Origin of the sequence: Pseudonocardia lacus, from assembly GCF_018531445.1 — a bacterium.
In the GTDB taxonomy this organism is placed as follows: domain Bacteria; phylum Actinomycetota; class Actinomycetes; order Mycobacteriales; family Pseudonocardiaceae; genus Pseudonocardia; species Pseudonocardia lacus.
Genome location: NZ_JAHDTH010000008.1, coordinates 1 through 21,404, shown reverse-complemented (window position 1 = coordinate 21,404; position 21,404 = coordinate 1). Strand labels below are relative to the sequence as shown.

21 protein-coding genes, 1 pseudogene and 1 riboswitch are annotated in these 21,404 nt (G+C 75.3%); of the genes and pseudogenes, 10 read left to right on the top strand and 12 right to left on the bottom strand.

Annotated elements, in window-relative coordinates; translation table 11 throughout:
* Positions 1-24: 24 nt before the first annotated feature.
* The gene (locus KIK08_RS03535) at positions 25-441 is read left to right on the top strand and encodes a MarR family winged helix-turn-helix transcriptional regulator (protein WP_214401510.1); all 417 of its coding nucleotides are present in this window, start codon (positions 25-27) and stop codon (positions 439-441) included.
* Between the two features lie 64 nt (positions 442-505).
* On the opposite strand, the gene KIK08_RS03530 is transcribed toward KIK08_RS03535, so the two are convergent.
* From KIK08_RS03530 to KIK08_RS03520, 3 genes are read right to left on the bottom strand one after another with little or no spacing between them, the layout of a single operon-like run.
* Positions 506-1,204, bottom strand: a complete 699-nt coding sequence (locus KIK08_RS03530; RefSeq protein WP_214401509.1) for a hypothetical protein — start codon at positions 1,202-1,204, stop codon at positions 506-508.
* Entirely contained in the window at positions 1,201-1,980 is a 780-nt protein-coding gene (locus KIK08_RS03525) for an ABC transporter permease (RefSeq protein WP_214401508.1), read from the bottom strand. Before KIK08_RS03525 ends, KIK08_RS03530 begins: the two co-directional genes overlap by 4 nt.
* Positions 1,977-2,678 (bottom strand): ABC transporter ATP-binding protein, encoded by a 702-nt coding sequence (locus KIK08_RS03520; RefSeq protein ID WP_214401507.1) that lies wholly within the window; start codon positions 2,676-2,678, stop codon positions 1,977-1,979. The genes KIK08_RS03525 and KIK08_RS03520 overlap by 4 nt, the downstream gene beginning before the upstream one ends.
* A gap of 123 nt (positions 2,679-2,801) precedes the next feature.
* On the opposite strand from KIK08_RS03520, the gene KIK08_RS03515 reads away from it, so the two are divergent.
* The gene (locus KIK08_RS03515; RefSeq protein ID WP_214401506.1) at positions 2,802-3,653 is read left to right on the top strand and encodes a sensor histidine kinase; all 852 of its coding nucleotides are present in this window, start codon (positions 2,802-2,804) and stop codon (positions 3,651-3,653) included.
* Positions 3,650-4,294 (top strand): response regulator, encoded by a 645-nt coding sequence (locus KIK08_RS03510; protein ID WP_214401505.1) that lies wholly within the window; start codon positions 3,650-3,652, stop codon positions 4,292-4,294. Before KIK08_RS03515 ends, KIK08_RS03510 begins: the two co-directional genes overlap by 4 nt.
* 7 nt (positions 4,295-4,301) lie before the next feature.
* Here the strand turns inward: KIK08_RS03510 and KIK08_RS03505 are convergent, their stop codons facing one another.
* The 3 genes from KIK08_RS03505 to lepA all read right to left on the bottom strand — a co-directional run bounded on the left by KIK08_RS03505 (position 4,302) and on the right by lepA (position 7,313).
* Positions 4,302-4,964: an MOSC domain-containing protein gene (locus KIK08_RS03505; protein ID WP_214401504.1), complete on the bottom strand. Its 663-nt coding sequence runs from the start codon at positions 4,962-4,964 to the stop codon at positions 4,302-4,304.
* Positions 4,965-5,026: 62 nt separating this feature from the next.
* Positions 5,027-5,389, bottom strand: coding sequence for a hypothetical protein (locus tag KIK08_RS03500; protein WP_214401503.1), 363 nt, complete (start codon positions 5,387-5,389; stop codon positions 5,027-5,029).
* A gap of 64 nt (positions 5,390-5,453) precedes the next feature.
* Positions 5,454-7,313, bottom strand: coding sequence for a translation elongation factor 4 (gene lepA, locus KIK08_RS03495; protein ID WP_214401502.1), 1,860 nt, complete (start codon positions 7,311-7,313; stop codon positions 5,454-5,456).
* A gap of 166 nt (positions 7,314-7,479) precedes the next feature.
* Between lepA and KIK08_RS03490 the strand changes: the two genes are divergently transcribed.
* From KIK08_RS03490 to KIK08_RS03470, 5 genes are all read left to right on the top strand, one after another.
* Positions 7,480-8,229, top strand: a complete 750-nt coding sequence (locus tag KIK08_RS03490; protein ID WP_214401501.1) for a hypothetical protein — start codon at positions 7,480-7,482, stop codon at positions 8,227-8,229.
* Positions 8,230-8,442: 213 nt separating this feature from the next.
* Entirely contained in the window at positions 8,443-9,324 is an 882-nt protein-coding gene (locus KIK08_RS03485; RefSeq protein ID WP_214401518.1) for an SPFH domain-containing protein, read from the top strand.
* Positions 9,325-9,327: 3 nt separating this feature from the next.
* The gene (locus KIK08_RS03480; protein WP_214401500.1) at positions 9,328-9,576 is read left to right on the top strand and encodes a type II toxin-antitoxin system antitoxin; all 249 of its coding nucleotides are present in this window, start codon (positions 9,328-9,330) and stop codon (positions 9,574-9,576) included.
* Positions 9,577-9,721: 145 nt separating this feature from the next.
* Complete coding sequence (locus KIK08_RS41480) at positions 9,722-11,485, top strand: GGDEF domain-containing protein (protein ID WP_214401499.1); 1,764 nt, start codon at positions 9,722-9,724, stop codon at positions 11,483-11,485.
* A gap of 47 nt (positions 11,486-11,532) precedes the next feature.
* Entirely contained in the window at positions 11,533-12,093 is a 561-nt protein-coding gene (locus tag KIK08_RS03470) for an NUDIX domain-containing protein (protein WP_214401498.1), read from the top strand.
* Here the strand turns inward: KIK08_RS03470 and KIK08_RS03465 are convergent.
* The gene (locus KIK08_RS03465; protein ID WP_214401497.1) at positions 12,090-12,932 is read right to left on the bottom strand and encodes a transglutaminase family protein; all 843 of its coding nucleotides are present in this window, start codon (positions 12,930-12,932) and stop codon (positions 12,090-12,092) included. The two genes, KIK08_RS03470 and KIK08_RS03465, sit on opposite strands and share 4 nt — an antisense overlap.
* A 2-nt stretch (positions 12,933-12,934) precedes the next feature.
* Positions 12,935-14,566 (bottom strand): circularly permuted type 2 ATP-grasp protein, encoded by a 1,632-nt coding sequence (locus KIK08_RS03460; RefSeq protein WP_214401496.1) that lies wholly within the window; start codon positions 14,564-14,566, stop codon positions 12,935-12,937.
* Between the two features lie 199 nt (positions 14,567-14,765).
* On the opposite strand from KIK08_RS03460, the gene rpsT reads away from it, so the two are divergent.
* Entirely contained in the window at positions 14,766-15,035 is a 270-nt protein-coding gene (rpsT, locus tag KIK08_RS03455) for a 30S ribosomal protein S20 (RefSeq protein WP_214401495.1), read from the top strand.
* A 116-nt stretch (positions 15,036-15,151) separates the two neighbouring features.
* Here the strand turns inward: rpsT and KIK08_RS03450 are convergent, their stop codons facing one another.
* The gene (locus KIK08_RS03450; protein ID WP_308257360.1) at positions 15,152-16,237 is read right to left on the bottom strand and encodes a spore photoproduct lyase family protein; all 1,086 of its coding nucleotides are present in this window, start codon (positions 16,235-16,237) and stop codon (positions 15,152-15,154) included.
* Between the two features lie 85 nt (positions 16,238-16,322).
* Positions 16,323-17,279 (bottom strand): DNA polymerase III subunit delta, encoded by a 957-nt coding sequence (gene holA, locus KIK08_RS03445; RefSeq protein WP_214401494.1) that lies wholly within the window; start codon positions 17,277-17,279, stop codon positions 16,323-16,325.
* A 127-nt stretch (positions 17,280-17,406) separates the two neighbouring features.
* Positions 17,407-17,526: riboswitch (SAM riboswitch) on the top strand.
* A gap of 8 nt (positions 17,527-17,534) precedes the next feature.
* On the opposite strand from holA, the gene thrC reads away from it, so the two are divergent.
* Positions 17,535-18,821 carry a threonine synthase gene (gene thrC, locus KIK08_RS03440; RefSeq protein ID WP_214401493.1) on the top strand — a complete coding sequence of 429 codons (1,287 nt, stop codon included), beginning with the start codon at positions 17,535-17,537 and terminating at the stop codon, positions 18,819-18,821.
* A gap of 45 nt (positions 18,822-18,866) precedes the next feature.
* On the opposite strand, the gene KIK08_RS42190 is transcribed toward thrC, so the two are convergent.
* Together KIK08_RS42190 and KIK08_RS42185 are read right to left on the bottom strand one after the other, a co-directional pair.
* Entirely contained in the window at positions 18,867-19,280 is a 414-nt protein-coding gene (locus KIK08_RS42190; protein WP_214401516.1) for a RidA family protein, read from the bottom strand.
* 394 nt (positions 19,281-19,674) lie between these two features.
* Positions 19,675-21,108, bottom strand: a pseudogene (locus KIK08_RS42185) (ComEC/Rec2 family competence protein); the annotation flags it as partial.
* Positions 21,109-21,404: the final 296 nt, after the last annotated feature.

The following is a 21,404-nucleotide window of genomic DNA, read 5'->3' as shown; positions in this document are numbered from 1 at the left end:
ACGGTGTACGCCCCGGCGCCGCGAGTGACAGGTCTGGTCGAGTTGCTCGACCGGCTGGACCGCGCCGTCGAGGTTGCCCTGTCCCCGGCCACATCGGCCGAGGGGGTCAACCGCGACGGCTGGCGCGTGCTGCTGATGCTGGCCCGTGGCGGTGGCCGGAGCATGGGCGAGATCGCGTCCCACACCGCACTGCCGGCGCCCACCGCCACGCGCGTCGTCGACCGCCTCGTCGACGCCCGGCTGGCCTACCGCAGCACCGACCCGCTGGACCGCCGCCGCGTGCTGGTCCACCTGGCCGGCGCTGGCCGGGAGGTCGTCGAGCGGGTCTGCGGGAGCGTCGAGCGCTCCGCGAGCGACGCCATCGGCGCGTCCCGCCTGCCCGAGCGCGCTCAACTCGCCGAGCTGCTGGAGGCGCTGGCCACCCAGGGCAGCAACCGCTGACCGCTTCCCCCTCCCACCGTCGTCCCCCGGGGCGTCGGGGCGCTCCCCCGCGCCCCGGCGCCCCTCACGCGTCCCGGAGCAGGAACGCCCACGCGGCGGCCCCACCGACGACGGTGATCCACCCCACCAGGACGAGCAGCCCGACCCCCGGCGCCAGGACGGCGGCGGAGTCGGGCAGGTAGAGCGCGCTGCCGGCCCGGTCCGGCAGCCAGCGGGCGTGCTCGGTCACCGACGCCAGCATCGGCGGGACCACCAGCAGCGTGCCGAGCGCCCCGACCAGCGCCGGGACGAGCGCGCGGAGCAGCAGGGCGAGCGCGAACGCCAGGAGCCCGATGAGCGCCAGGTGGGCGGCGGCTCCGGCGACCGGCGACGGCGACGCGGTCCCGCCCGCGACGACCCGCGCGACGACCAGGCCTGCCGCGCACGACGCCGCGCTCGTTGCCGTCACGGCGACGAGGAACGCGGTGGTCTTGCCGACCAGTGCCACCGTCCGGTCCGGGACGGCGGTCAGCGTCGTGCGCGCCTGGGTGCCCGAGTACTCGGACGCCACGATGAGCACGCCGAGCAGGACGGGGCCTACCTGCAGCGGCGGCACGACCGCCAGTACGGCCGCCACGGCGTCGATGCCGTCCGCGGAGGCGGCGACCACCCCGGTCAGCAGGGCCGCCGCGAGGGCGGTGCCGAGCGCGGTCGCCGCGGCGGCCGGCAGGGTCCAGATCTTGACCAGCTCGGCCGCGACCGCGCCGCCCACCCGTCCCCTCATGCGTCGCGCCGGACGAGGACCGCGGCCGCGGCCGCGAGCAGCGCCGCCGTCCACGCGGCCATGACCAGGCCGCCGGTCGGCGCGTCCAGCGCCCGGTCGGCCCCGACGACCAGGTCGCCGGCGAACAGGCGCATCCCGGCCAGGTCGGGGAGCCAGAACGCCAGCGGCGTCACCTTCGCGAGCAGCACCGAGACCGAGACGAGCGAGCTGTTGGTGATCAGCACGATCAGCGGCAGCACGCCGCCGCGGGCGAACACGGTGACGGCCATCGCCATGAGCGCGGTGAGCATCCAGTAGATCCCGGCCCCGACCGACCTGGCCAGCAGGCCGTCCGCCGCGACGGGGCCGGCCACGGCGTGCACGATCGCCAGCGAGACGGGGAGCGCGACGGCGGCCGTCGCGGCGACCAGCAGCGCGACCACGAGAGCCTTCGCGACGAGCAGCTCCGGCCGCCGCGGGATCGCGGTGAGGGTCGCCAGTACCTGCCGGCCTCCTCCGGCGCCCGGGCTGTTGATCGCGTACTCGCTGCTGACCGCGGTGACCCCCAGGACGACGGCGCCGACCGCGCCCAGCGGGGCCGCGGAGAACACGGCCTCCGCCGGTGCGGTGTAGCCGACCAGGTCCGCCCGCCCGGCCGCCGGCGCGTCGCGCACGTGCACGGCGTTGAGCAGCGCGATCCCGGCGCAGCCGAGCACCGCGATGCCGGCCGCGACGGCCGTGGCCGGCAGGGTCGCGGACTTGCGCAGCTCGGCCAGTACGGTGTCCGTCGCCTTCATCGGCCACCGCCGGTCAGCCCGAAGAAGGCGTCCTCCAGCGTGCGGTACCCGGCGGTGACCTCGTCGACCGGGCCGGTGGCCACGACCCGCCCGCCCGCGATGACGACGAGGTCGTCGGCGATCTCGGCGACCTCGCCCATGAGGTGGCTGGACAGCAGCACCGTCGCGCCGGCGTCGGCGCGGGCCCGCAGCAGCCCGCGGATCCACCGGATGCCGGCGGGGTCCAGGCCGTTGGTCGGCTCGTCGAGCACGAGCACCGGGGGATCACCGAGCAGCGCCGCGGCCAGCCCCAGCCGTTGCCCCATGCCCAGGGAGAAGCGCCCGACGCGGGTGCGGGCGGCGTCGGCCAGGCCGACCTGGGCCAGCACCTCGTCGACCCGGCGGCGCGGGATGGCGTTGCTGCGGGCCACCCAGGCCAGGTGGTTGCGCGCGGTCCGCGACCGGTGGGCCCCGGCGCCGTCGAGCATCGAGCCCACGGTGCGCAGCGGCGCGACGAGGTCGCGGTAGCGGCGCCCGTCGACGAGCGCGGTCCCCGCGTCGGCCCGGTCGAGGCCGAGCAGGACGCGCAGCGTCGAGGACTTGCCGGCCCCGTTGGGGCCGAGGAAGCCGGTGACCCGGCCCGGGCGGGCCCGGAAGGTCACCTCGGAGAGCACGGCGCGCCCGCCGCGGCGCTTGGTCAGACCGTCGATCGTCAGCACGCCGCCATGCCAGCAGCTCCGGCGCCGCGCGTCTTCGGACCGGGAGCCCGAACCCGTCCGACCCCGGTCCCTCGGACCACGGTCCGATGTGCCGGGGCGGCGGCGGACCTAGACTCGCTCCCGATGCAGTCCGGCCGCCCGACCCGGAGCTCCGACGCCTGGCCCGCGGCCGTCGGGGTGCTGGTCGTCGTGGCGGTGCTGCTGCTCGCCGTCGGCGGGAGCGGGCCGGCGGCGGTCGTGGTGCCGGCCGTGGTCGCCCTGCTGGCGGTGCTGGTGGCGGTCTGGCTGTGGCTGCGCGTGCGCCGCCAGCGCGCGGCGCACGAGCAGCGGCTCACGGCCTGGGCCGGCGAGCGGGCCGCCCAGGCCGAGCGCCTGCGCATCGCCCGCGAGCTGCACGACCTCGCCTCGCACGGGCTCGGGCTCATCACGATCCGCGCCGCGGCCGCACGGGTGGCCGGCCCCGCCGGCGACGAACGGTCGGCGGCGCTCGACGACATCGAGCGCGTCAGCCGCGAGACCACGACCGAGCTGCGGCGCATGCTGGCGGTGCTGCGCAGCCCGGCAGTCGAGCGGGCGCCACGCCGGCCCGCCGAGACGCTCGACGACCTGCCCCGGATCGTCGAGGCCGCCCGCGGCGACGGCCTGCGCGTCGACCTCGACGTCGACGCGCTCGGCGAGGTGTCCGCCGGCGCTCAGCTCACCGTCTGCGCCGTCGTCCGCGAGGCGCTGACCAACGCCCTGCGCCACGCCGGCCCCACCCGGGCCCGCGTCGAGGTGCGCCGCCGGGCGGGCGCCGTCGTGGCCACTGTCCGCGACGACGGCCCCGTCGACGGCGCGCGGGCCCACCCCGGAGCCGGTCAGGGCCTCGTCGGCCTGCGCGAGCGCGTCACCGCGCTCGGCGGCACCCTGCACGCCGGCCCCGAGGGCCGCGGCTTCGCCCTCGCCGCCCGCATCCCCGACGGGCCGTCCGCGTGATCTCCGTCCTGGTCGTGGACGACCAGCCGCTCATGCGCCACGGCCTCTCGGTGCTGGTCGGCGCCGCGCCGGACCTCACGGTGGTCGGCGAGGCCGCCACCGGTCCCGAGGCCGTGGCCCGGTCGCGGGAGCTGCGGCCCGACGTCGTGCTGATGGACATCCGCATGCCCGGCGGCGACGGCATCGACGCGACGGCCAGCATCACCGCCGAGCTGCCGGCCCGTGTGCTCGTGCTGAGCATGTTCGAGCTCGACGAGTACGTCCACGCCGCCCTCCGCGCCGGGGCCAGCGGCTTCCTGCTCAAGGACGCCCGCCCCGACCAGCTCGCCGACGCCGTCCGGCGCACGCACGCGGGCGAGTCGCTGTTCGCGCCCAGCATCCTGACCCGCCTGGTCGAGCACTACCTCGACCGGCCGGGCGGCGGGCCGGTCCCCCGCGTCGACGGGCTCACCCCGCGCGAGACCGAGGTGCTCGTCCTGGTCGGCCGCGGCCTGTCCAACGACGAGATCGCCGCCGACCTGCACATCGCGGTGCGGACGGTGAAGACCCACATCGGCAGCCTGCTGGCCAAGCTGGCCGCCCGCGACCGGGCCCAGCTCGTCATCGCGGCGTACCGCAGCGGTCTGGTGGCGCCGTCCTGAGCGCGCCTCAGCCGGCCAGGCGCGCGTCGAGGACCCGGCCCAGCCAGGCCCGCTCGCGCGCGCCGAGGAACTCCCGCGCCGTCGCCACGAGTGCGATCCGGTCGCGGTCGACGGTCTTGGCCAGCATCAGGTCGGCCGTCGTCACCCCGTGGTCGGGGCGGTCGAGCACGCGGACCTCGTCGCCCGCCCGCACCGAGCCGGGCCGCAGGACGGCCAGGTAGGCGCCCGGGCGTGCGCCGGCGATGAACCGCTTGACCAGGTCGGGCACGCCGAGGAACCCGGCGAACGTGCGGCACGGGGTGCGGGCGGCGCGCACCTGCAGCACGGCCTCGCCGACCTGCCAGCGCTCGCCGATGACGGCGTGGGAGCAGTCGAGGCCGGAGACGGTCAGGTTCTCGCCCGCGCCTCCGTGCCCCACCGCGCGGTCGAACTCGGCGGCCAGCCACCGCAGGTCGTCCACCGAGTAGGCGTAGACGGCCTGGTCGGGTCCGCCGTGGTCGGCGAGGGCGACGATCGTGTCGCCCTCCACGCCGCTCTCGCCCAGCCGCACGGGGCCGGTCACCGGCCGCTTGTCGATGCCGGTCGACCCGGCCCGCGCGGGCAGGTCGTGGCGGGCGCCGGCGGCGAGGTTGACCGATTCGAGACGTCCGGGCGGATCGGTGTTCAGCACGTCCCGACGCTAACCGAGCGGGTGCGCGCCCTCCCAGCAAAACATCCGATATCGGACCGGGCTCACCCGCCGGCGAGCCCGGCGGTGGCCTGGCCGACCTGCGCGTAGGGGAACACGAGCACCACCGCCACGGCCAGCGCCACCACCAGCAGTCGGGTGACCCAGCCGGTCCGCCCGCACAGCCAGCCGGCCAGGTAGGCCGCGAGCAGCGGCACGCCCAGCAGGTAGAGCTCGGTGAACTGGGCGGCGCGGTCGCCACCCGGGGGGCGCATCAGCGCGTTCAGCGCGATCGCGATGCCGACGACCGCGACGAGCCCGAACACCAGCAGCGTGAGCCGCTGCTTGGCCCGCCCGGCGAGCACCCCGGCCACGAACACGACGAGCGGCACCACGGCGTCCGTGGGATCGGCTCCGAAGCTGATCATGGGTGGGTCCGGGCGGCGCGGAGGATCACCCCAGGAGCATGGCACCCGCGCCGCCCACCGCGGACTACTTCTTACTCTTGCCGTCGCCGTCGGAGTCCGTGGACAGCGCGGCGACGAAGGCCTCCTGCGGGACCTCGACCCGACCGATGGTCTTCATCCGCTTCTTGCCCTCCTTCTGCTTCTCCAGCAGCTTGCGCTTGCGCGTGATGTCGCCGCCGTAGCACTTGGCCAGCACGTCCTTGCGCATCGCCCGGATGTTCTCGCGGGCGATGATGCGGGCGCCGATGGCCGCCTGGATCGGCACCTCGAACTGCTGGCGCGGGATCAGCTCGCGCAGCTTGCTGGCCATCGAGGTGCCGTAGGCGTAGGCGGAGTCCTTGTGCCGGATCGCCGAGAACGCGTCGACCGGCTCGCCCTGCAGCAGGATGTCGACCTTGACCAGGTCGGCGGACTGCTCGCCGGCCTCCTCGTAGTCGAGGCTGGCGTAGCCGCGGGTGCGCGACTTCAGCGCGTCGAAGAAGTCGAAGATGATCTCGGCGAGCGGCATCGTGTAGCGCAGCTCGACGCGGCTCTCGGACAGGTAGTCCATGCCGCCGAGCACGCCGCGCCTGCTCTGGCACAGCTCCATGATCGCCCCGATGTACTCCGACGGGGCCAGGATCGAGACCTTGACGACCGGCTCGAAGACCTCGGCGATCTTGCCGGTCGGCCAGTCCGACGGGTTGGTCACCGTCATCTCGGTCTCGCCGAGCTTGGTCGGGCTGTCCAGCTTCACCCGGTAGACGACGTTGGGCGCGGTCGAGATGAGGTCCAGGCCCGCCTCGCGCTCCAGCCGGTCGCGGGTGATCTCCAGGTGCAGCAGGCCGAGGAAGCCGCACCGGAAGCCGAAGCCCAGCGCCGCGGAGGTCTCCGGCTCGTAGGTCAGCGCCGCGTCGTTGAGCTGGAGCTTGTCCAGCGCGTCGCGCAGCAGCGGGTACTCCGACCCGTCGACGGGGTAGAGCCCGGAGTAGACCATCGGGCGCGGCTCGCGGTAGCCGGTCAGCGCCTCGGTGGCGCCCTTGCGCTGGCTGGTGACGGTGTCGCCGACCTTGGACTGGCGGACGTCCTTCACACCGGTGATGAGGTAGCCGACCTCGCCGACGCCCAGCCCGACCGACGGCTTGGGCTCCGGGGAGACGATGCCGACCTCGAGCAGCTCGTGCACGGCCCCGGTGGACATCATCCTGATCCGCTCGCGCGGGGTGATGCGGCCGTCGACGACCCGGATGTAGGTGATGACGCCGCGGTAGGTGTCGTACACCGAGTCGAAGATCATCGCCCGGGCCGGGGCGTCGGCGTCGCCCACCGGCGCGGGGACCTGGCGGACGACCTCGTCGATCAGCTCGCGGACGCCGACGCCGGTCTTCGCGCTGACCCGCAGCACGTCCTCGGGGTCGCAGCCGACGATGTGGGCGATCTCGGCGGCGTAGCGGTCCGGGTCGGCGGCCGGGAGGTCGATCTTGTTGAGCACCGGGATGATGGTGAGGTCGTTCTCCATGGCCAGGTACAGGTTGGCCAGGGTCTGCGCCTCGATCCCCTGCGCCGCGTCGACCAGCAGGATCGCGCCCTCGCAGGCCTCCAGCGCCCGGCTGACCTCGTAGGTGAAGTCGACGTGGCCGGGGGTGTCGATCAGGTGCAGGACGTGCTCGCGGTCGCCGACCTTCCAGGGCAGCCGGACGTTCTGCGCCTTGATGGTGATGCCGCGCTCGCGCTCGATGTCCATCCGGTCGAGGTACTGGGCGCGCATGGCGCGTTCCTCGACGACGCCGGTGAGCTGCAGCATCCGGTCGGCCAGGGTGGACTTCCCGTGGTCGATGTGGGCGATGATGCAGAAGTTCCGGATCAGCTCCGGCGGGGTGAAGGTCTGGTCGGCGAACGAACTCACTCGGTATCCACGGATCCATTCGGCAGGGAGGGGTCTTCCCATCGTCCCATGCCGGGAGGGCGGCGGGTCCGAACGGGTGACCCCACTACCAGGTCGCGGTTTCCCGGTCCACCTGTTCGGGAAGAAGACCCCAACCGGAAGGACCGGACCCGAGAGGTGCGCTGAGATGACCGAGGTACAGGAGAGCGGCGGCCGGACCCGGTGGTTCCGGCGGAACGACGACGAGCAGCGCACCGCCGACAAGGCGCCGCGCGGGCGCTGGTTCGGCCCCGGCCGGGGCGCCGACGAGCCCGCTACCGGCACCGGCAAGACCGAGCCCGCGGTCGGCGACACCGTCCCGGTCGAGCGCGACCCCCACATCGGCGACCGGCGCCGCGCGGCCGACCGCGCCTTCCTGCACGACCGCTTCGGCGGGCGCAAGATCGGCGCGGCGTTCTTCGGCTGGCTGGTGGCCGTCGGGATGACGGTCATGCTGACCACCATCGCGACGGCGGTCGGGCTGGCCATCGGCTACTCGATGGGCCTGGACCCCGCCGGCGCCGACGCCGCCCCCATCGGCGTGACCGGCGGCATCGTGCTGCTGGCCGTGCTGGGCGTCTCGTACTTCGCCGGCGGCTACGTGGCCGGGCGGCTGGCCCGCTTCGACGGGGCCCGCAACGGCCTGCTGGCCTGGGTGGTCGGCCTGCTGGTGACGCTGGTCGCCGCGGTCACCGGCGTGGTGGCCGGCGCGGCGAACGCCGAGCTGTTCGGGTCGCTGCGGCTGCCGGCGCTGCCCGGCGACCCGACCGAGCTGACCGTCGCCGGGGTGGTCGCGCTGGCCGCGGTGCTGCTGGTGACCGCGCTGGCCGCCGCGCTGGGCGGGCGGGTCGGCGAGCGGTTCCACCGCCGTGTGGACCGGGCCGCCGAGCGGCTCTGACCCCGCACCGGACCTGCAGGGCCCCCGCGCCGTCGGCGCGGGGGCCCTTTCGCGTTCCGGCCGGTCAGAAAAGTGATATCATCGCGCTAGCCATTCGATCGCACATCCGAACGGAGCACGCCGATGACCGCCATCGACCCGCGACCCGGGCCCGGCACCGCGACCACCCCGGGCACCCCCTCCGACGCCCACCCCGACACGCCCGCGGTCCGGATGCCCGACCCCGTGGTCCGCGAGCACGCCGCGATCGGCACCAACGGCTTCCTCGCCCTGCTCGTCGGCCTCGCGCTCGTGATCGGCGGCGGGTGGGCGGTCAGCGGCTTCGCCCGCGGCGAGGACCTGCTCGGCGTGGTCGGCGTCGTGGTCGTGCTGGCCGGCCTGCTCGTGCTCAACGGCCTGACCACCGTCGCCCCCGGCGAGGCCAGGGTGCTGCAGCTGTTCGGCCGCTACATCGGCACCGTGCGCACCGCGGGGCTGCGCTGGGTCAACCCGTTCAGCAGCAAGCGCAAGGTGTCCACCCGCATCCGCAACCACGAGACCGCCGCCCTCAAGGTCAACGACCGCGACGGCAACCCCATCGAGATCGCCGCCGTCGTCGTCTGGCAGGTCGAGGACAGCGCCCGAGCCGTGTTCGAGGTCGACTCCTTCGTCGAGTTCGTGCACACCCAGGCCGAGACGGCCGTGCGCCACATCGCCACCACCTACCCCTACGACGACCACGCCGACGACGACGGCCTCTCCCTGCGCGGCAACGCCGAGGAGATCACCGAGCAGCTGTCGGCCGAGATCGGCGTGCGGGTCGAGTCCGCCGGCGTGCGGATCGTCGAGTCCCGGCTCACCCACCTCGCCTACGCGCCGGAGATCGCCGGGGCGATGCTGCAGCGCCAGCAGGCCGGCGCCGTCGTCGCCGCCCGCGAGCGCATCGTCGAGGGCGCGGTCGGCATGGTCGACATGGCGCTCGCCCGGCTGTCCGAGCGCGAGATCGTCGACCTCGACGAGGAGCGGAAGGCCGCGATGGTCAGCAACCTGCTGGTGGTGCTGTGCGGCGACCGCGCGACCCAGCCGGTGGTCAACACGGGCTCGCTCTACCACTGATCCGTGGTCGGGGAATCGAGCACGGAACCGAACGGCCGGCCGGGGGGCGGGTCGGCGAAGGAGCGCAAGAGCTTCCTGCTCCGGCTCGACCCGGCCGTCCACGACGCGCTGGCCAGGTGGGCGGCCGACGAGCTGCGCAGCACGAACGCCCAGATCGACTTCCTGCTGCGCAGCGCGCTCGCCGACGCCGGGCGGCTGCCCAAGGACGCCACTCGACCCCGCGGGCGCGGCCGACCGCGAGCCGGCGACTGAGCCACCCGCAGGCTGTCGGTCGGCCCGGCAGCACGCCCGTCGGTGGGCATGTCACCATTCCCGCAGACGGGTCGGAACCACCGGGCACCGGCACGTCGCGGTCAGGGGCCCTCGACCGCACCGTGCCCGGTCCAGGGGAGCGGCCGTGTCCCGAGCGGGCGTCACCGGCGTGGACGTCGACACCGAGAGCGACCGGTGCGCGCTGGTGCGCGGGGACCCCGACTGCCGCTGCGCCGCCGACCTCGACCAGCTCACCGACCAGCAGCTCTCCGCCCGCGTCACCGGGATGTCGCGCTGGTACCAGCGGGCGGACCCGGCGGTGCGCGGGGCCGCGGTGCGCGGGATCGACGAGCTGCTGCGCCGCATGCGGGTGCGCGGAGCGCGGACGACGGTCATGTGCGAGGTGCTGCGGGTGGCGGTGCTGATGCGCCTGCTGCACCTCGACCGGGCCGCGGCCGGCGAGGCCGCGGCGCTGGTCCACGATCACACCACGTGCGCCGAGCACGTGGGCGAGCCCCGGCTGCTGGGCGAGGCGGCCACCCTGCGGGCGCACCACGCCGCCGCCTTCGGCGACGCCCAGGCCGCGCTCGCCGACGCCGGCACCGCGCTGGCCGTGCTCACCGACATCGAGCGGCCCCGGCCCGGCGAGGACCCCGCGGAGTGGGCGCGGCTGCTCTCCCGCAGCCTCAACGGCCTGGTCCTGGTGCTGCTCACGCTCGACGCGCACGAACTGGCCGACGAGGTGTCCCGGCGCGCGGTCAGGATCTCCGCCGCCGACGGCTCGGCCATGGACCGCGCGGTCCACCAGATCAACCGGACCCGCCTGCAGCTGGCCTGGGCGCTGCGCCTGGAGCGCGGCGGCCAGGACGCCGCGGCGGGCAGGCGGTTCGCCGCCGCGGCCCGCACCGCGCGCTCCGCGGAGCGGCTCTGGGCGGCCTCGGTCGACTCCGCCGAGCCCGACGCCGTGGCCGGCCACCGGTGCGCGATCCTCGGCGCCGCCCCGGCGCTGCGCCGACCGGGCCCGCAGCACGTCGACCGGCTGCTGTCCGTGCTGCCCGACGCGCGGTTCGTGCACGACCGCATCGTGCTGACGATCGCGCTCGCGCGCTGCCTGCTGGCCGGCGGCCGCGCGGACGAGGCCGTCGAGGTGCTGCGCCCGATGCACGTCGAACTGACGGCCACGGCCGTGGAGCCGGCGCTCGCGCTCTCGCTGCACCGGGAGTTCGCGCGGGCCGCGCTGCGCGCGGGCGTCGACCGCCCCGACGCGCTGGCCGCCTACGCGCAGGCGCTGGAGACCGAGCTGTGGGCGCTGCAGGAGGCCCGGCTGGCGGCGCTGCAGGGGCACCGCGAGCACCACCGGCTGGCCCGCGAGCACGGCGCGGTGGCCGCCCAGGCCATGCAGGACCCCCTCACCGGGCTGCCCAACCGGCGCGCGCTCGACCTGACCCTGGAGCAGGTGGCGTCGGGCCGAGCGGCGTCGTGCGCGGTCGCCCTGATCGACCTGGACCGCTTCAAGGACGTCAACGACGGCGGCTCGCACGCCGTGGGCGACGCCGTGCTGCGCGAGGTGGCGAGCTGCCTGCGCGGGTCCCTGCGCGCCCAGGACCTGGTGGCCCGCTACGGCGGCGACGAGTTCGTCGTGGTGCTGCCCGCGACCTCGCTGCCGCGCGCCAGGGCGGTGCTGCAGCGCGCCGCCGCCGCGGTCGCCGCGCTGCCGGCCGAGGCGGCGGCCGGGGTGACGATGTCGGTGGGGGTGGTGGCCATGCGGGCCGGCAGCCGCGCGGCCGACGCGCTGGCACTGGCCGACGCGGCCATGTACCGGGCCAAGCACGCCGGCGGCAACGCGGTCGTCGCCGGGCGCGGCCCGGACGGCATGATCCCGGCGCCGCGGCGCGCCCCCGGCGGCTGACCGCGTCCCGGCGCCGCGGCGGGAGACGCGCGGTGCAGGATCGGCGGGTGAGCTTCACGACGCTGTCGTCCACCGAGGTCTACCGCAACCCCTGGCTCCGCCTCCGCGAGGACCGCATCCAACGCACCGACGGCTCGCCCGGTCTCTACACGGTCGTCGACCAACCGGACTTCGCGCTCGTCATCCCGGCCGAGGACGACGGGTTCCACCTCGTGGAGCAGTACCGGTACCCGGTCCGCGCCCGCTCCTGGGAGTTCCCGGCAGGGTCCTTCGCGGACGGGCGGACGGGCAGCCCGGAGGAGACGGCGGCCGCCGAGCTCGCCGAGGAGACCGGGCTGGTCGCCGGGCGGCTCGACCGGCTCGGCCACCTGCACTGCGCGAACAGCCTCATCAGCAACGGCTGCCACGTCTTCCTCGCCACCGGGCTCACCGCGGGCGAGCCGGACCGCGAGGAGTCGGAGCAGGACATGCGCCAGCGGTGGTTCCCCCGGGCGGAGTTCGAGCGCATGCTGCGCACCGGCGCCATCACCGACGCCCCGACCCTCGCCGCCTACCAGCTGCTCACCCTCGCGGAGCGCGAGCGCGGCCGGGTGCACGGCTCGGGCTAGGCGAGGCGGGTCATGTCGACGGTGACGTCGAGGGCGGCGGCGGTGCCGCCGACGTAGAGGCCCTTGAGCGGGGGGACGTCGGCGTAGTCGCGCCCCACGGCGACCCGGACGTGGCGGTGCCCGATCGGGATGTCGTTGGTGGGGTCGTGGCCCCACCAGCCGCCCGTCCAGGCCTCGATCCAGGCGTGGCTCTGCCCCCGCACGGTCTGGCGGACCTCGGTGTCGGCCCGCGGCAGCAGGTAGCCCGACACGTACCGGGCCGGCACGCCCATCTCCCTGACCAGCAGCAGGGTCAGGTGGGCGAAGTCCTGGCAGACGCCCGTGCGAGCGTCCCACGCCTCCACCGCCCTGGTGTGCACCCCCGTCGTGCCGGTCTGGTAGGCCAGCTTCTCGCGCACCCACCGGCAGGCCGCCAGCACCGCGTCGGCCGGGTCGTTGCCCTTGCGCAACGCGCGCGCGGCGCGGGCCAGACCGCGGTCGCGGCTGACGTAGTCGGTGAACTCCAGCGTCTCGGCGTAGCGGTCGCGCACGGCGTCGCCCTCGAGGTCGTCCCAGGTCGCCGTGCGGACGGGGGGCATCGCGTCGCCGGTCTCCACCACCGAGGTCGCGGTGACGGCCAGCTCGGTGTGCGGGGCGTGCAGGTCGAACGCGGTGACGGTGGTGCCCCAGTAGTCGGCGTAGCGGTAGGAGCGCGTCGGCGGCGTCGTCTCCACCCGGCTGACCACGACGTTCTGCCGGCAGTCGCTGCGCGGGGTCAACCGCGCCTCGTTGTAGGACTCGTGCACCGGGGAGCCGTAGCGGTAGCCCGTCTCGTGCACGACCCTGATCCGCCAGCCCACGTCTACGACACCTCCGGCAGGACGCCCAGGACGTGCCGCTGTTGCTGCTGGCGGCTCGTGGTCGGCTCGGGCTCCGACCCGGCCCCGCGCCCCGCCAGCACCCAGGTGTCCTTGCTGCCCCCGCCCGGGCCCGTGTCGCCAACCACGCTGCCTCGGGGCAGCGCACGCGTCAGGCCGCCGGGGAGCACGAAGACGCCGTCGCCGTCGTTGACCGCGAAGGGCCGCAGGTCGACGTGCCGGGGCACCAGCCGGTCGTCGACCCTGGTGGGCACCGTGGACAGGTGCACGACCGGCTGCGCGATCCAGCCCCACGGGTCGTCGTTGACGGCCCGGCGCGCCCGGGCGAGCTCCCGGGCCGAGGCGTCGGGGCCGAACACGACGCCCTGACCGCCCGAGCCGCCCACCGGCTTGAGCACCAGCTCGTCGAGGGCGGACAACACGTGGTCGCGCTCCGGGCCGAGCCAGCAGCGGAAGGTCGCCACGTCGGGCAGCAGCGGCGCCTCCCCGAGGTAGTAGTCGATCATCTCCGGGACGTAGGTGCGGACCAGCTCGTCGTCGCCGACGCCGTTGCCGACCGCGTTGGCGATCACGACGTTGCCGGCGCGGGCCGCGTTCAGCACACCGGCCACGCCGAGCACCGAGTCGGGGTCGAACTGCAGCGGGTCGAGGAGCTCGTCGTCGACGCGCCGGTAGATCACGTCGATGCGCTGCTCGCCCCGGGCGGTGCGCAGGTGGACGACGTTGTCGCGGCAGAACAGATCACGGCCCTCGACCAGCGCGACGCCCATCTGACGGGCCAGCAGGCAGTGCTCCGGGTACGCCGGGTCGGACACCCCCGGAGTCAGCACGACGACTGCCGGGTCGGCCTCGTTCGAGGGCGCCGCGGCCCGCAGCGCCCGCAGCAGGTGGGTCGAGTAGTCGCCGACGGCGCGCACCCGCTGGCGGGTGAACAGGTCCGGGAAGACCCGCGCCATGGTGCGGCGGTTCTCCATCACGCACGACACCCCGGTCGGGTTGCGCAGGTTGTCCCCCAGCACCCGGAACGCCCCGGCCTCGTCGCGCACGAGGTCGAAGCCGGCGACGTGGATGCGCACGCCGTTGGGCGGGGTGAGCCCGGCGGCGGCCCGGTGGAAGTGCGCGCAGCCGGTGATCAGCCGCCGGGGCAGCACCCCGTCGCGCACGATCTGCGCGGCGCCGTAGACGTCGGCCAGGAACGCCTCCAGGGCCACGACCCGCTGCACGATCCCCTCCCGCAGCCGGCCCCACTCCCCGGCCGAGATCACCCGCGGCACGACGTCCAGCGGGAACGGCCGCTCCTGGTCGGGCAGCGAGAACGAGCCGCCCTGGTCGAGGTGGGCGCGGTCGAGCGCCTGCGAGCGGGCGGCGAGGTCGGCCGCGGCGGTCGGCGCGATGGCGTCGTGCAGCGCGCGGTAGGGCGCGCGGACGGTGCCGTCGCGGTGGAACATCTCGTCGAACGCGCCGCCGCGCGGGCCGTCCGGGGCGCGGTATCCGGCGAACAGCGGCGAGACGGAGCCGCCGGTCGGCCCCTGACGCTGGGCGTCCTGCACGGCCGCGCCAGGTCCCCCTGCTCGCACCACGGTTCCTCCCGGCACGCGTCCCGCTCCCGGGGTCATCCTGACCCAGCGGGTCCGCGATCGGCTAGCGTCGCGCGTCGCGGCCCGACCGGGACGGCGGCCCGCCGAGCGCCGGGCCGGTGTCACCCGGTCCGCGGCGCGCTGTAACATGGTTGGTCAAGAGCGACCGGCGCGCCGCGGCATCCCCGCCACCGGTCCAGTCGAGACCAAGCGGCAAGAGGAAACCCGAGGCATTCGCGTGGCCAACATCAAGTCCCAGATCAAGCGGGTCAAGACCAACGAGAAGCGCCGACTGCGCAACAAGTCGGTCCGCTCGTCGGTGCGGACCGCCGTCCGCAAGTTCCGCGAGGCCGCCGAGTCCGGTGACGTCGAGCAGGCCGCCACGCTGCAGCGTGCGGCCGCGCGGGCGCTGGACAAGGCCGCCAGCAAGGGCGTCCTGCACAAGAACCAGGCCGCCAACCGCAAGTCCGCGATGGCGCAGCGGCTCAACGGCATCTCCGCCTCCTGAGCCCTCGCTGACCCGCTGACGAGAGCGTCGCCCGCAGTGCGGGCGGCGCTCTCGTCGTGCGCCCGGATGGCTGTGCGCCCTGAAGGCTGTGTACTCACGGGTGTACTCACGGGTGCTCAGAAGGCGTAGCGCACGCGCAACCACGGGGCGTGCGCCGCGATCAGGTCCCGCAGGGCCCGCACGCCCGCGCTCTTGCGGTCGTTGCGGTAGCGCACGTTCCACATCCCCGACTGCGACCGCTTGGCCTGCTGCAGCTCGGGGCGCCACAGCACGTCCTCGGCCTTCGGGTGCCACCCCATGTTGACCTCGTGCAGGTCGCGGTTGTGGGTCAGCATGATGACCTCGGCGGCGGCCTGTGCCTTGGCGGCCGCGCCGAGCTCGTCGTCGAGGCGGGTGAGCAGTTCGGCCCAGTCGCGCTCCCAGCCCTCGCGCAGCACCACCGGCGACAGGTTGAGGTGCACCTCGTAGCCGGCCGCGACGAAGTCGTCCACCGCCGCGATGCGCTCGCCGATCGGGCTGGTGCGGATGTCGAGCAGCCGCGCGTCGCGCTCGGGCATCAGCGAGAACCGGATGCGGGTGCGCCCCCGCGGGTCGTGGCCGAGCAGGTCGCGGTTGACGAACTTGGTCGCGAAGCTGGCCTTGGCGGTGGGCAGGTCGCGGAACGTCGCGACGAGGTCGGCGACGTTGTCGCTGACCAGCGCATCCACCGAGCAGTCGCTGTTCTCGCCGATGTCGTAGACCCAGGCCGCCGGGTCGACCTGGTCGGGCTCGGGCTTGGGCCCCTGGCGCTGCACGTGGCCGCGCAGGTACCGGGTGATCTTGTCGATGTTGGTGAAGACCGTGATCGGGTTGGCGTAGCCCTTGCGCCGCGGCACGTAGCAGTAGGCGCAGGCCATCGCGCAGCCGTTGGACGTCGAGGGCGCGATGAAGTCGGCCGAGCGCCCGTTGGGGCGCGCCGACAGCGACTTCTTCACGCCCAGCACGAGCGTCTCGGTCTTCACGCGCACCCAGCGGTCGACGTTGCCGGCGTTGCCGTGCAGCTCGGGGATCTGCCAGTGCGAGGCGACCTCGACGACCTCGGCGTCGGGGAAGCGGGCGAGCACCTGGCGGCCGCGCTCGGAGTCGCGGGCCGCCGGCTCGGCGTAGACGGTGCGGACCTGCAGCAGGCGCTGGGCGGCGGGCGTGTCGGACGTCAGCGTCACCCCTCGGTCAACGATGTGGCACCGAGTGCCATTCCGCCGGTCGCCGCGTCCGGTACCCACGATCGGGCGAAGGCGCCCGCGGTGCTCAGCGGGCGTTGCGGGCGGCGCACATCCGCAGCACGGCGCGCTCCAGCGCGTAGCCCGCGTCGGCCGCCGCGCCCTTGACGTCGGCGTTGACCTGGGCCGCCGCGGCGAAGGCCTCGGTCAGCGCGGCCGGGTTCCAGCCGCGGACCTCGCGCTGCGCCTTGCGGATCTTCCACGGCGGCATGCCGAGCGGGCCGGCCAACCGGTTCGGGTCGCCCCGCCCGGCCGAGCCGACCTTGGCCAGCGTCCGCATCGCGTCGGCCAGCGCGTCGGCGACCAGCACCGAGGGCACGCCCAGTGCCTGCGCCCAGCGCAGGGCCTCCAGCGCGCCCGCCCGGTCGCCCGCGACCACCTTGTCGGCCACGGCGAAGCCGGACGACTCGGCCTTGCCCCGGTAGTAGCGGCGCACGGCCGCCTCGTCGACCTTCCCGCCGGTGTCGGCGACCAGCTGCCCGGTGGCCGCGGCCAGCTCGCGCAGGTCGGAGCCGACCGACTCCAGCACCACCCCGATGGCCGCCGGCTCGATCCTCCCGCCCAGCCGCCGGACCTCGGCGCGCACGAAGTCCGACCGCTCCTCCGAGCGGGTGATCTTCGCGCAGGTCGTGACCTTGGCCCCGGACTTGCGCAACGCGTCGACCATCGCCTTGTTGCGCGCCCCGCCACCGTGCACGACGACCAGCACGATGCCCTCGGCCGGGTCGGCCGACTGCTCGACGATCGCCGTGGCCAGCTCCTTGCCCACCTCGTGCGCGGCCTGCACCACGATCACCCGCCCCTCGGCGAACAGCGACGGGCTCAGCGCGTCGGCCAGGTCGACCGGGGTCAGCTCGGAGGCGCGGTAGCGGCGCAGCTCGGCGGTCGGGTCATCGGCGCGGACCTCGGCGACGACCGCCTCCACGGCCCGCTCGACCAGCAGCTCCTCCTCGCCGACGACGAGCTGGACGGGTGCGACGGCCATGGCGCCATGCTCTCCCACACCCCCGACGGGACGTGAGGCGGCTCCCACATGCCGGGCACCGACTTGGGCAGCCGGCCCGTCCTGCCGTAACGTCGCCGTCACGGCCCACGCCGCCACAACTGAACATGGCTCATCCAGAGGGGTAGAGGGAACGGCCCGTTGAAACCCCGGCAACCGGCGAGATCGTGCGTCACGCGACTCGAACACGGTGCCAATTCCGTCCCGCACCGTGCGGGAAAGATGAGGAGATCCTCGATGACCCTTGCCGCCGACACCCCTGTGCGCGGTTCCCGCTCCGGCGCGTCCTTCGACCTCGGCCCCGCTCGGGCTCTCTCGTGCCGAGAGTGCGGCCACGAGGTGCCGCTGGCCGCCGAGTTCGCCTGTCCGCAGTGCTTCGGGCCGCTGGAGGTCGCCTACGACTTCGGCGCGGTCACCCGCGAGTCCATCGAAGCCGGCCCCAAGTCGATCTGGCGCTACCGCCAGCTGCTGCCGGTGCCCGCTGACGTCACCACCATCCCCAACACCGAGCCCGGCCTGACCAGGCTGATCAAGGCCGACCGGCTCGGCGCCGAGCTGGGGCTGCGCAACCTGTGGGTCAAGGACGACACCGGCAACCCCACCCACTCGTTCAAGGACCGCGTGGTGGCGGTGGCCCTGGCCGCCGCCCGCCAGCTGGGCTTCAGCGTGCTGTGCTGCCCCTCCACCGGCAACCTGGCCAACGCCGTTGCCGCCGCCGCGGCGCGCGCCGGCTGGGACTCGGTCGTGCTTATCCCCTCCTCCCTGGAGCAGGCCAAGGTCCTCACCACCGCCGTCTACGGCGGCACCCTGCTCGCCGTCGACGGCAACTACGACGACGTCAACCGACTGGCCACCGAGCTGGCCGCCGAGCACGAGGACTGGGCGTTCGTCAACGTCAACGTGCGGCCCTACTACGCCGAGGGCTCCAAGACCCTCGGGTTCGAGGTCGCCGAGCAGCTCGGCTGGCGCCTGCCCCAGCAGATCGTGGTGCCGGTCGCGTCGGGCTCGCAGCTGACCAAGGTGGACAAGGGCTTCACCGAGCTGGGCAGGCTCGGCCTGGTCGAGGCCACCCCGTACAAGGTGTTCGGCGCCCAGGCCACCGGCTGCTCGCCGGTGTCCACGGCCTTCGCCGAGGGCACCGACGTCGTCCGCCCGGTCAAGCCGGACACCATCGCCCGCTCGCTCGCGATCGGCAACCCGGCGGACGGCCCCTACGTGCTCGACGCCGTGCGGCGCACCGGTGGCTCGATCGCCGACGTCAGCGACGCCGAGGTCGTCGAGGGCATCCGGCTGCTGGCCCGGACCGAGGGCGTGTTCGCCGAGACCGCGGGCGGGGTCACCGTGGCCACCACCCGCAAGCTCGTCGAGTCCGGCCGGCTCGACCCCGACGCCGAGACGGTGCTGCTGATCACCGGCGACGGCCTGAAGACCCTGGACGCGGTCTCCGGCGAGGTCGGCCCCACCGCCACCGTGCCCGCGACCAGCAAGGCCGTCCGCGAGGCCCTGGCCGCACGCGGCCGCTGACCGGCCCCGGCCGGCACGCCCCGCCGCGGGGCGTGCCGGTCGCGGTCAGTCGACCGCGTCGGCCTCGACCGAGACCAGCAGCTCGGGACGGGCCAGGCGCTGGATGCCCAGCAGGCTCTGCGGGGGCCGGATGCCGGTCGGCGCGATCCACTGGGTGTAGACGTCGTAGTTCTCCAGGAAGGCGTCGACGTCGGTGGTGTAGAAGCGCAGCCCCACGACGTTCTCCCGGCGCATCCGGGCCTTCCACAGGATCGCGTCGACGTTGGCCAGCGACACCTCCAGCTGGCCGCGCATGTCGCCGGGGGCGACCACGGCCAGGCCGCCGGGCGAGTCGGGGTCGGGCCGCAGCGACGCCTGCCCCGAGCAACGCAGCTGCCGGCCGACGTCGGTCAGCAGCTCGGCCTGATCCAGGCTCCAGGTCAGGCCCCAGTCCCAGGGGTTGACCGACTCCCTGCGCATGGGTGCCCTTCCACGCCGTGCCGTCCACCGTTCGTCGGGCCACACTAGCCCGGACCGGGCTCCACCCCCGGCCGGGGCGCGGGGCGCCGACACCGGTGTCCGGAGGTGACCGCGACCTGCCCCGCCCGGTGCGCCGGCGGGACGCCGGCAGCGGGTCGCCGCGGCTCACGACCTGCAGACCGCTTCCCCCGGCGGCCCCGTCGCCCGTGGCGACGACGGCGACGTCGCCGGCCACGTCGGTGCGCCGGACGAGCGCGCCGGCGCCTTCGAGCCTGCCCAGCAGCCCCGGGTCGGGGTGCCCGTAGCGGTTGCCGGCCCCCACGCTCACCAGCACCACCCGGGGCCGCACGGCCGCCAGGAAGGCGTCGGAGCTGTAGCGCGAGCCGTGGTGGGGCATCTTCAGCACGTCGGCGCGCAGGTCGGCGCCGGAGGCGAGCAGGTCGGACTGCGCACCCAGCTCGACGTCGCCGGCCAGCAGCACGGAGCCGGCCGCCGTGCCCGCCCGGGCCACCAGTGAGCCGTCGTTGACCTGCGTGCCGTCGTCGGGGTCGACCTCGCCGCCGACGTGCACCGGACCGAGCACGTCGAGCACCAGGCCGGGCCAGCGCAGCCGCTGCCCGGCCGCCAGCGACACCAGCGGGGCGCCTGCCTCCTCCGCCTGCCGGCGCACCCGGGCCAGCGCGTCGTGCGGTTCGCGCACCGGACCGACCGCCACCCCGCCCACCGGCCGCCCGCGCAGCGCCCCGGCGAGCCCGCCGACGTGGTCGGCGTGCAGGTGGCTGAGCACGACGAGGGCGATGCCCCGCACGCCGAGCCTGCGCAGGCAGGCGTCGACCAGGCCGTCGTCGGGGCCGACGTCGACCAGCACCACCCAGTCCGGGCGGCCGGTCGCCAGCACCACGGCATCGCCCTGCCCGATGTCGCACGCGGCCACCGCCCACCCCGCAGGCGGCCACCCCGGCGCCGCGATCCGCGTCGGCACGAGGACGACGGCCAGCCCGAGGAACCCGGCCGCCACCAGCGCCCGCCACCGTCGGGAGCGGGCCAGCACGAGCAGCACCAGCAGCACACCGGCCAGCAGCAGGCCGCCACCCGGACCGTCGGGCCACGGGAACTCCGCGCCGGGCACCGCCGCCGCCCGGTCGGCGACCAGCACCAACCAGCCCACCGCCGGCCCGGCCGCCCACGCGCACGACTGGGCCGCCGCGGCGGCCAGGGGAGACAGCAACGCTCCCAACACCCCGAGCACCGTGGCCGGCGCGACCGCGGGCACGGCCAGCAGGTTGGCCAGCACGGCCACCGGGTTGACCGTGCCGTTGAGCCCGGCCACCAGCGGCGCGGCGACCAGGAACGCCGCCGCGGGCACCGCCACCGCCTCGGCCGCCCACCGCGGCAGCCCCCGCCGGTGCAGCGCGCCCGCCCAGCCCGGCGCGAGCAGCACCAGTGCGCCCGTGGCGACGACCGACAGCGCGAAGCCCGGGTCGACCGCCAGCGCCGGGTCGACCAGCAGCAGCACCAGCACCGCGGCCGCGAGGGCGGGCACCGCCGACCGCCCGCGCCCGAGGGTCAGCGCGAGCAGCGCGACACCGCCCATCACGGCCGCCCGCAGCACGCTCGGCGACGGCCGGGCCAGCACCACGAACCCGACGACCACCACCGCGCTGAGCCCGGCGGCCAGCCGGGGGTCGGCCCGCAGCAGCCGCAGCAGCGCCAGCACCGCCCCGCCCAGGATCGCGAGGTTGGCCCCGGACACCGCCAGCAGGTGGCTGAGCCCGGCGGTGCGGAACTCGTCCTCGACCTCCGCGACCAGGACCGACCGGTCGCCCACGGCGAGGCCGGGCAGCAGTCCCGCCGGGCCGGGCGGCAGGACCGCCGCCGCGGCCGCGCGCAGCCCGGACCGCAGCTCCCCCGCACCCGTCTGCCACCACGGCGGCGCCGCCGGCGCCACGGGCGGGCCCCGCACCCGCAGGACGGCCGCCAGCAGCCGGCCGCTCCCCGGAGCGGCCAGCAGGCCGTCCGCTCCGACCTCCTGGCCGGGCAGCAGATCGCGCCAGCCCTCGGCCGGGGCGATCAGCAGCACCCGCCCGCCGCTCTCCCAGCGGTCGTCGCCCACCTCGGCCGCGA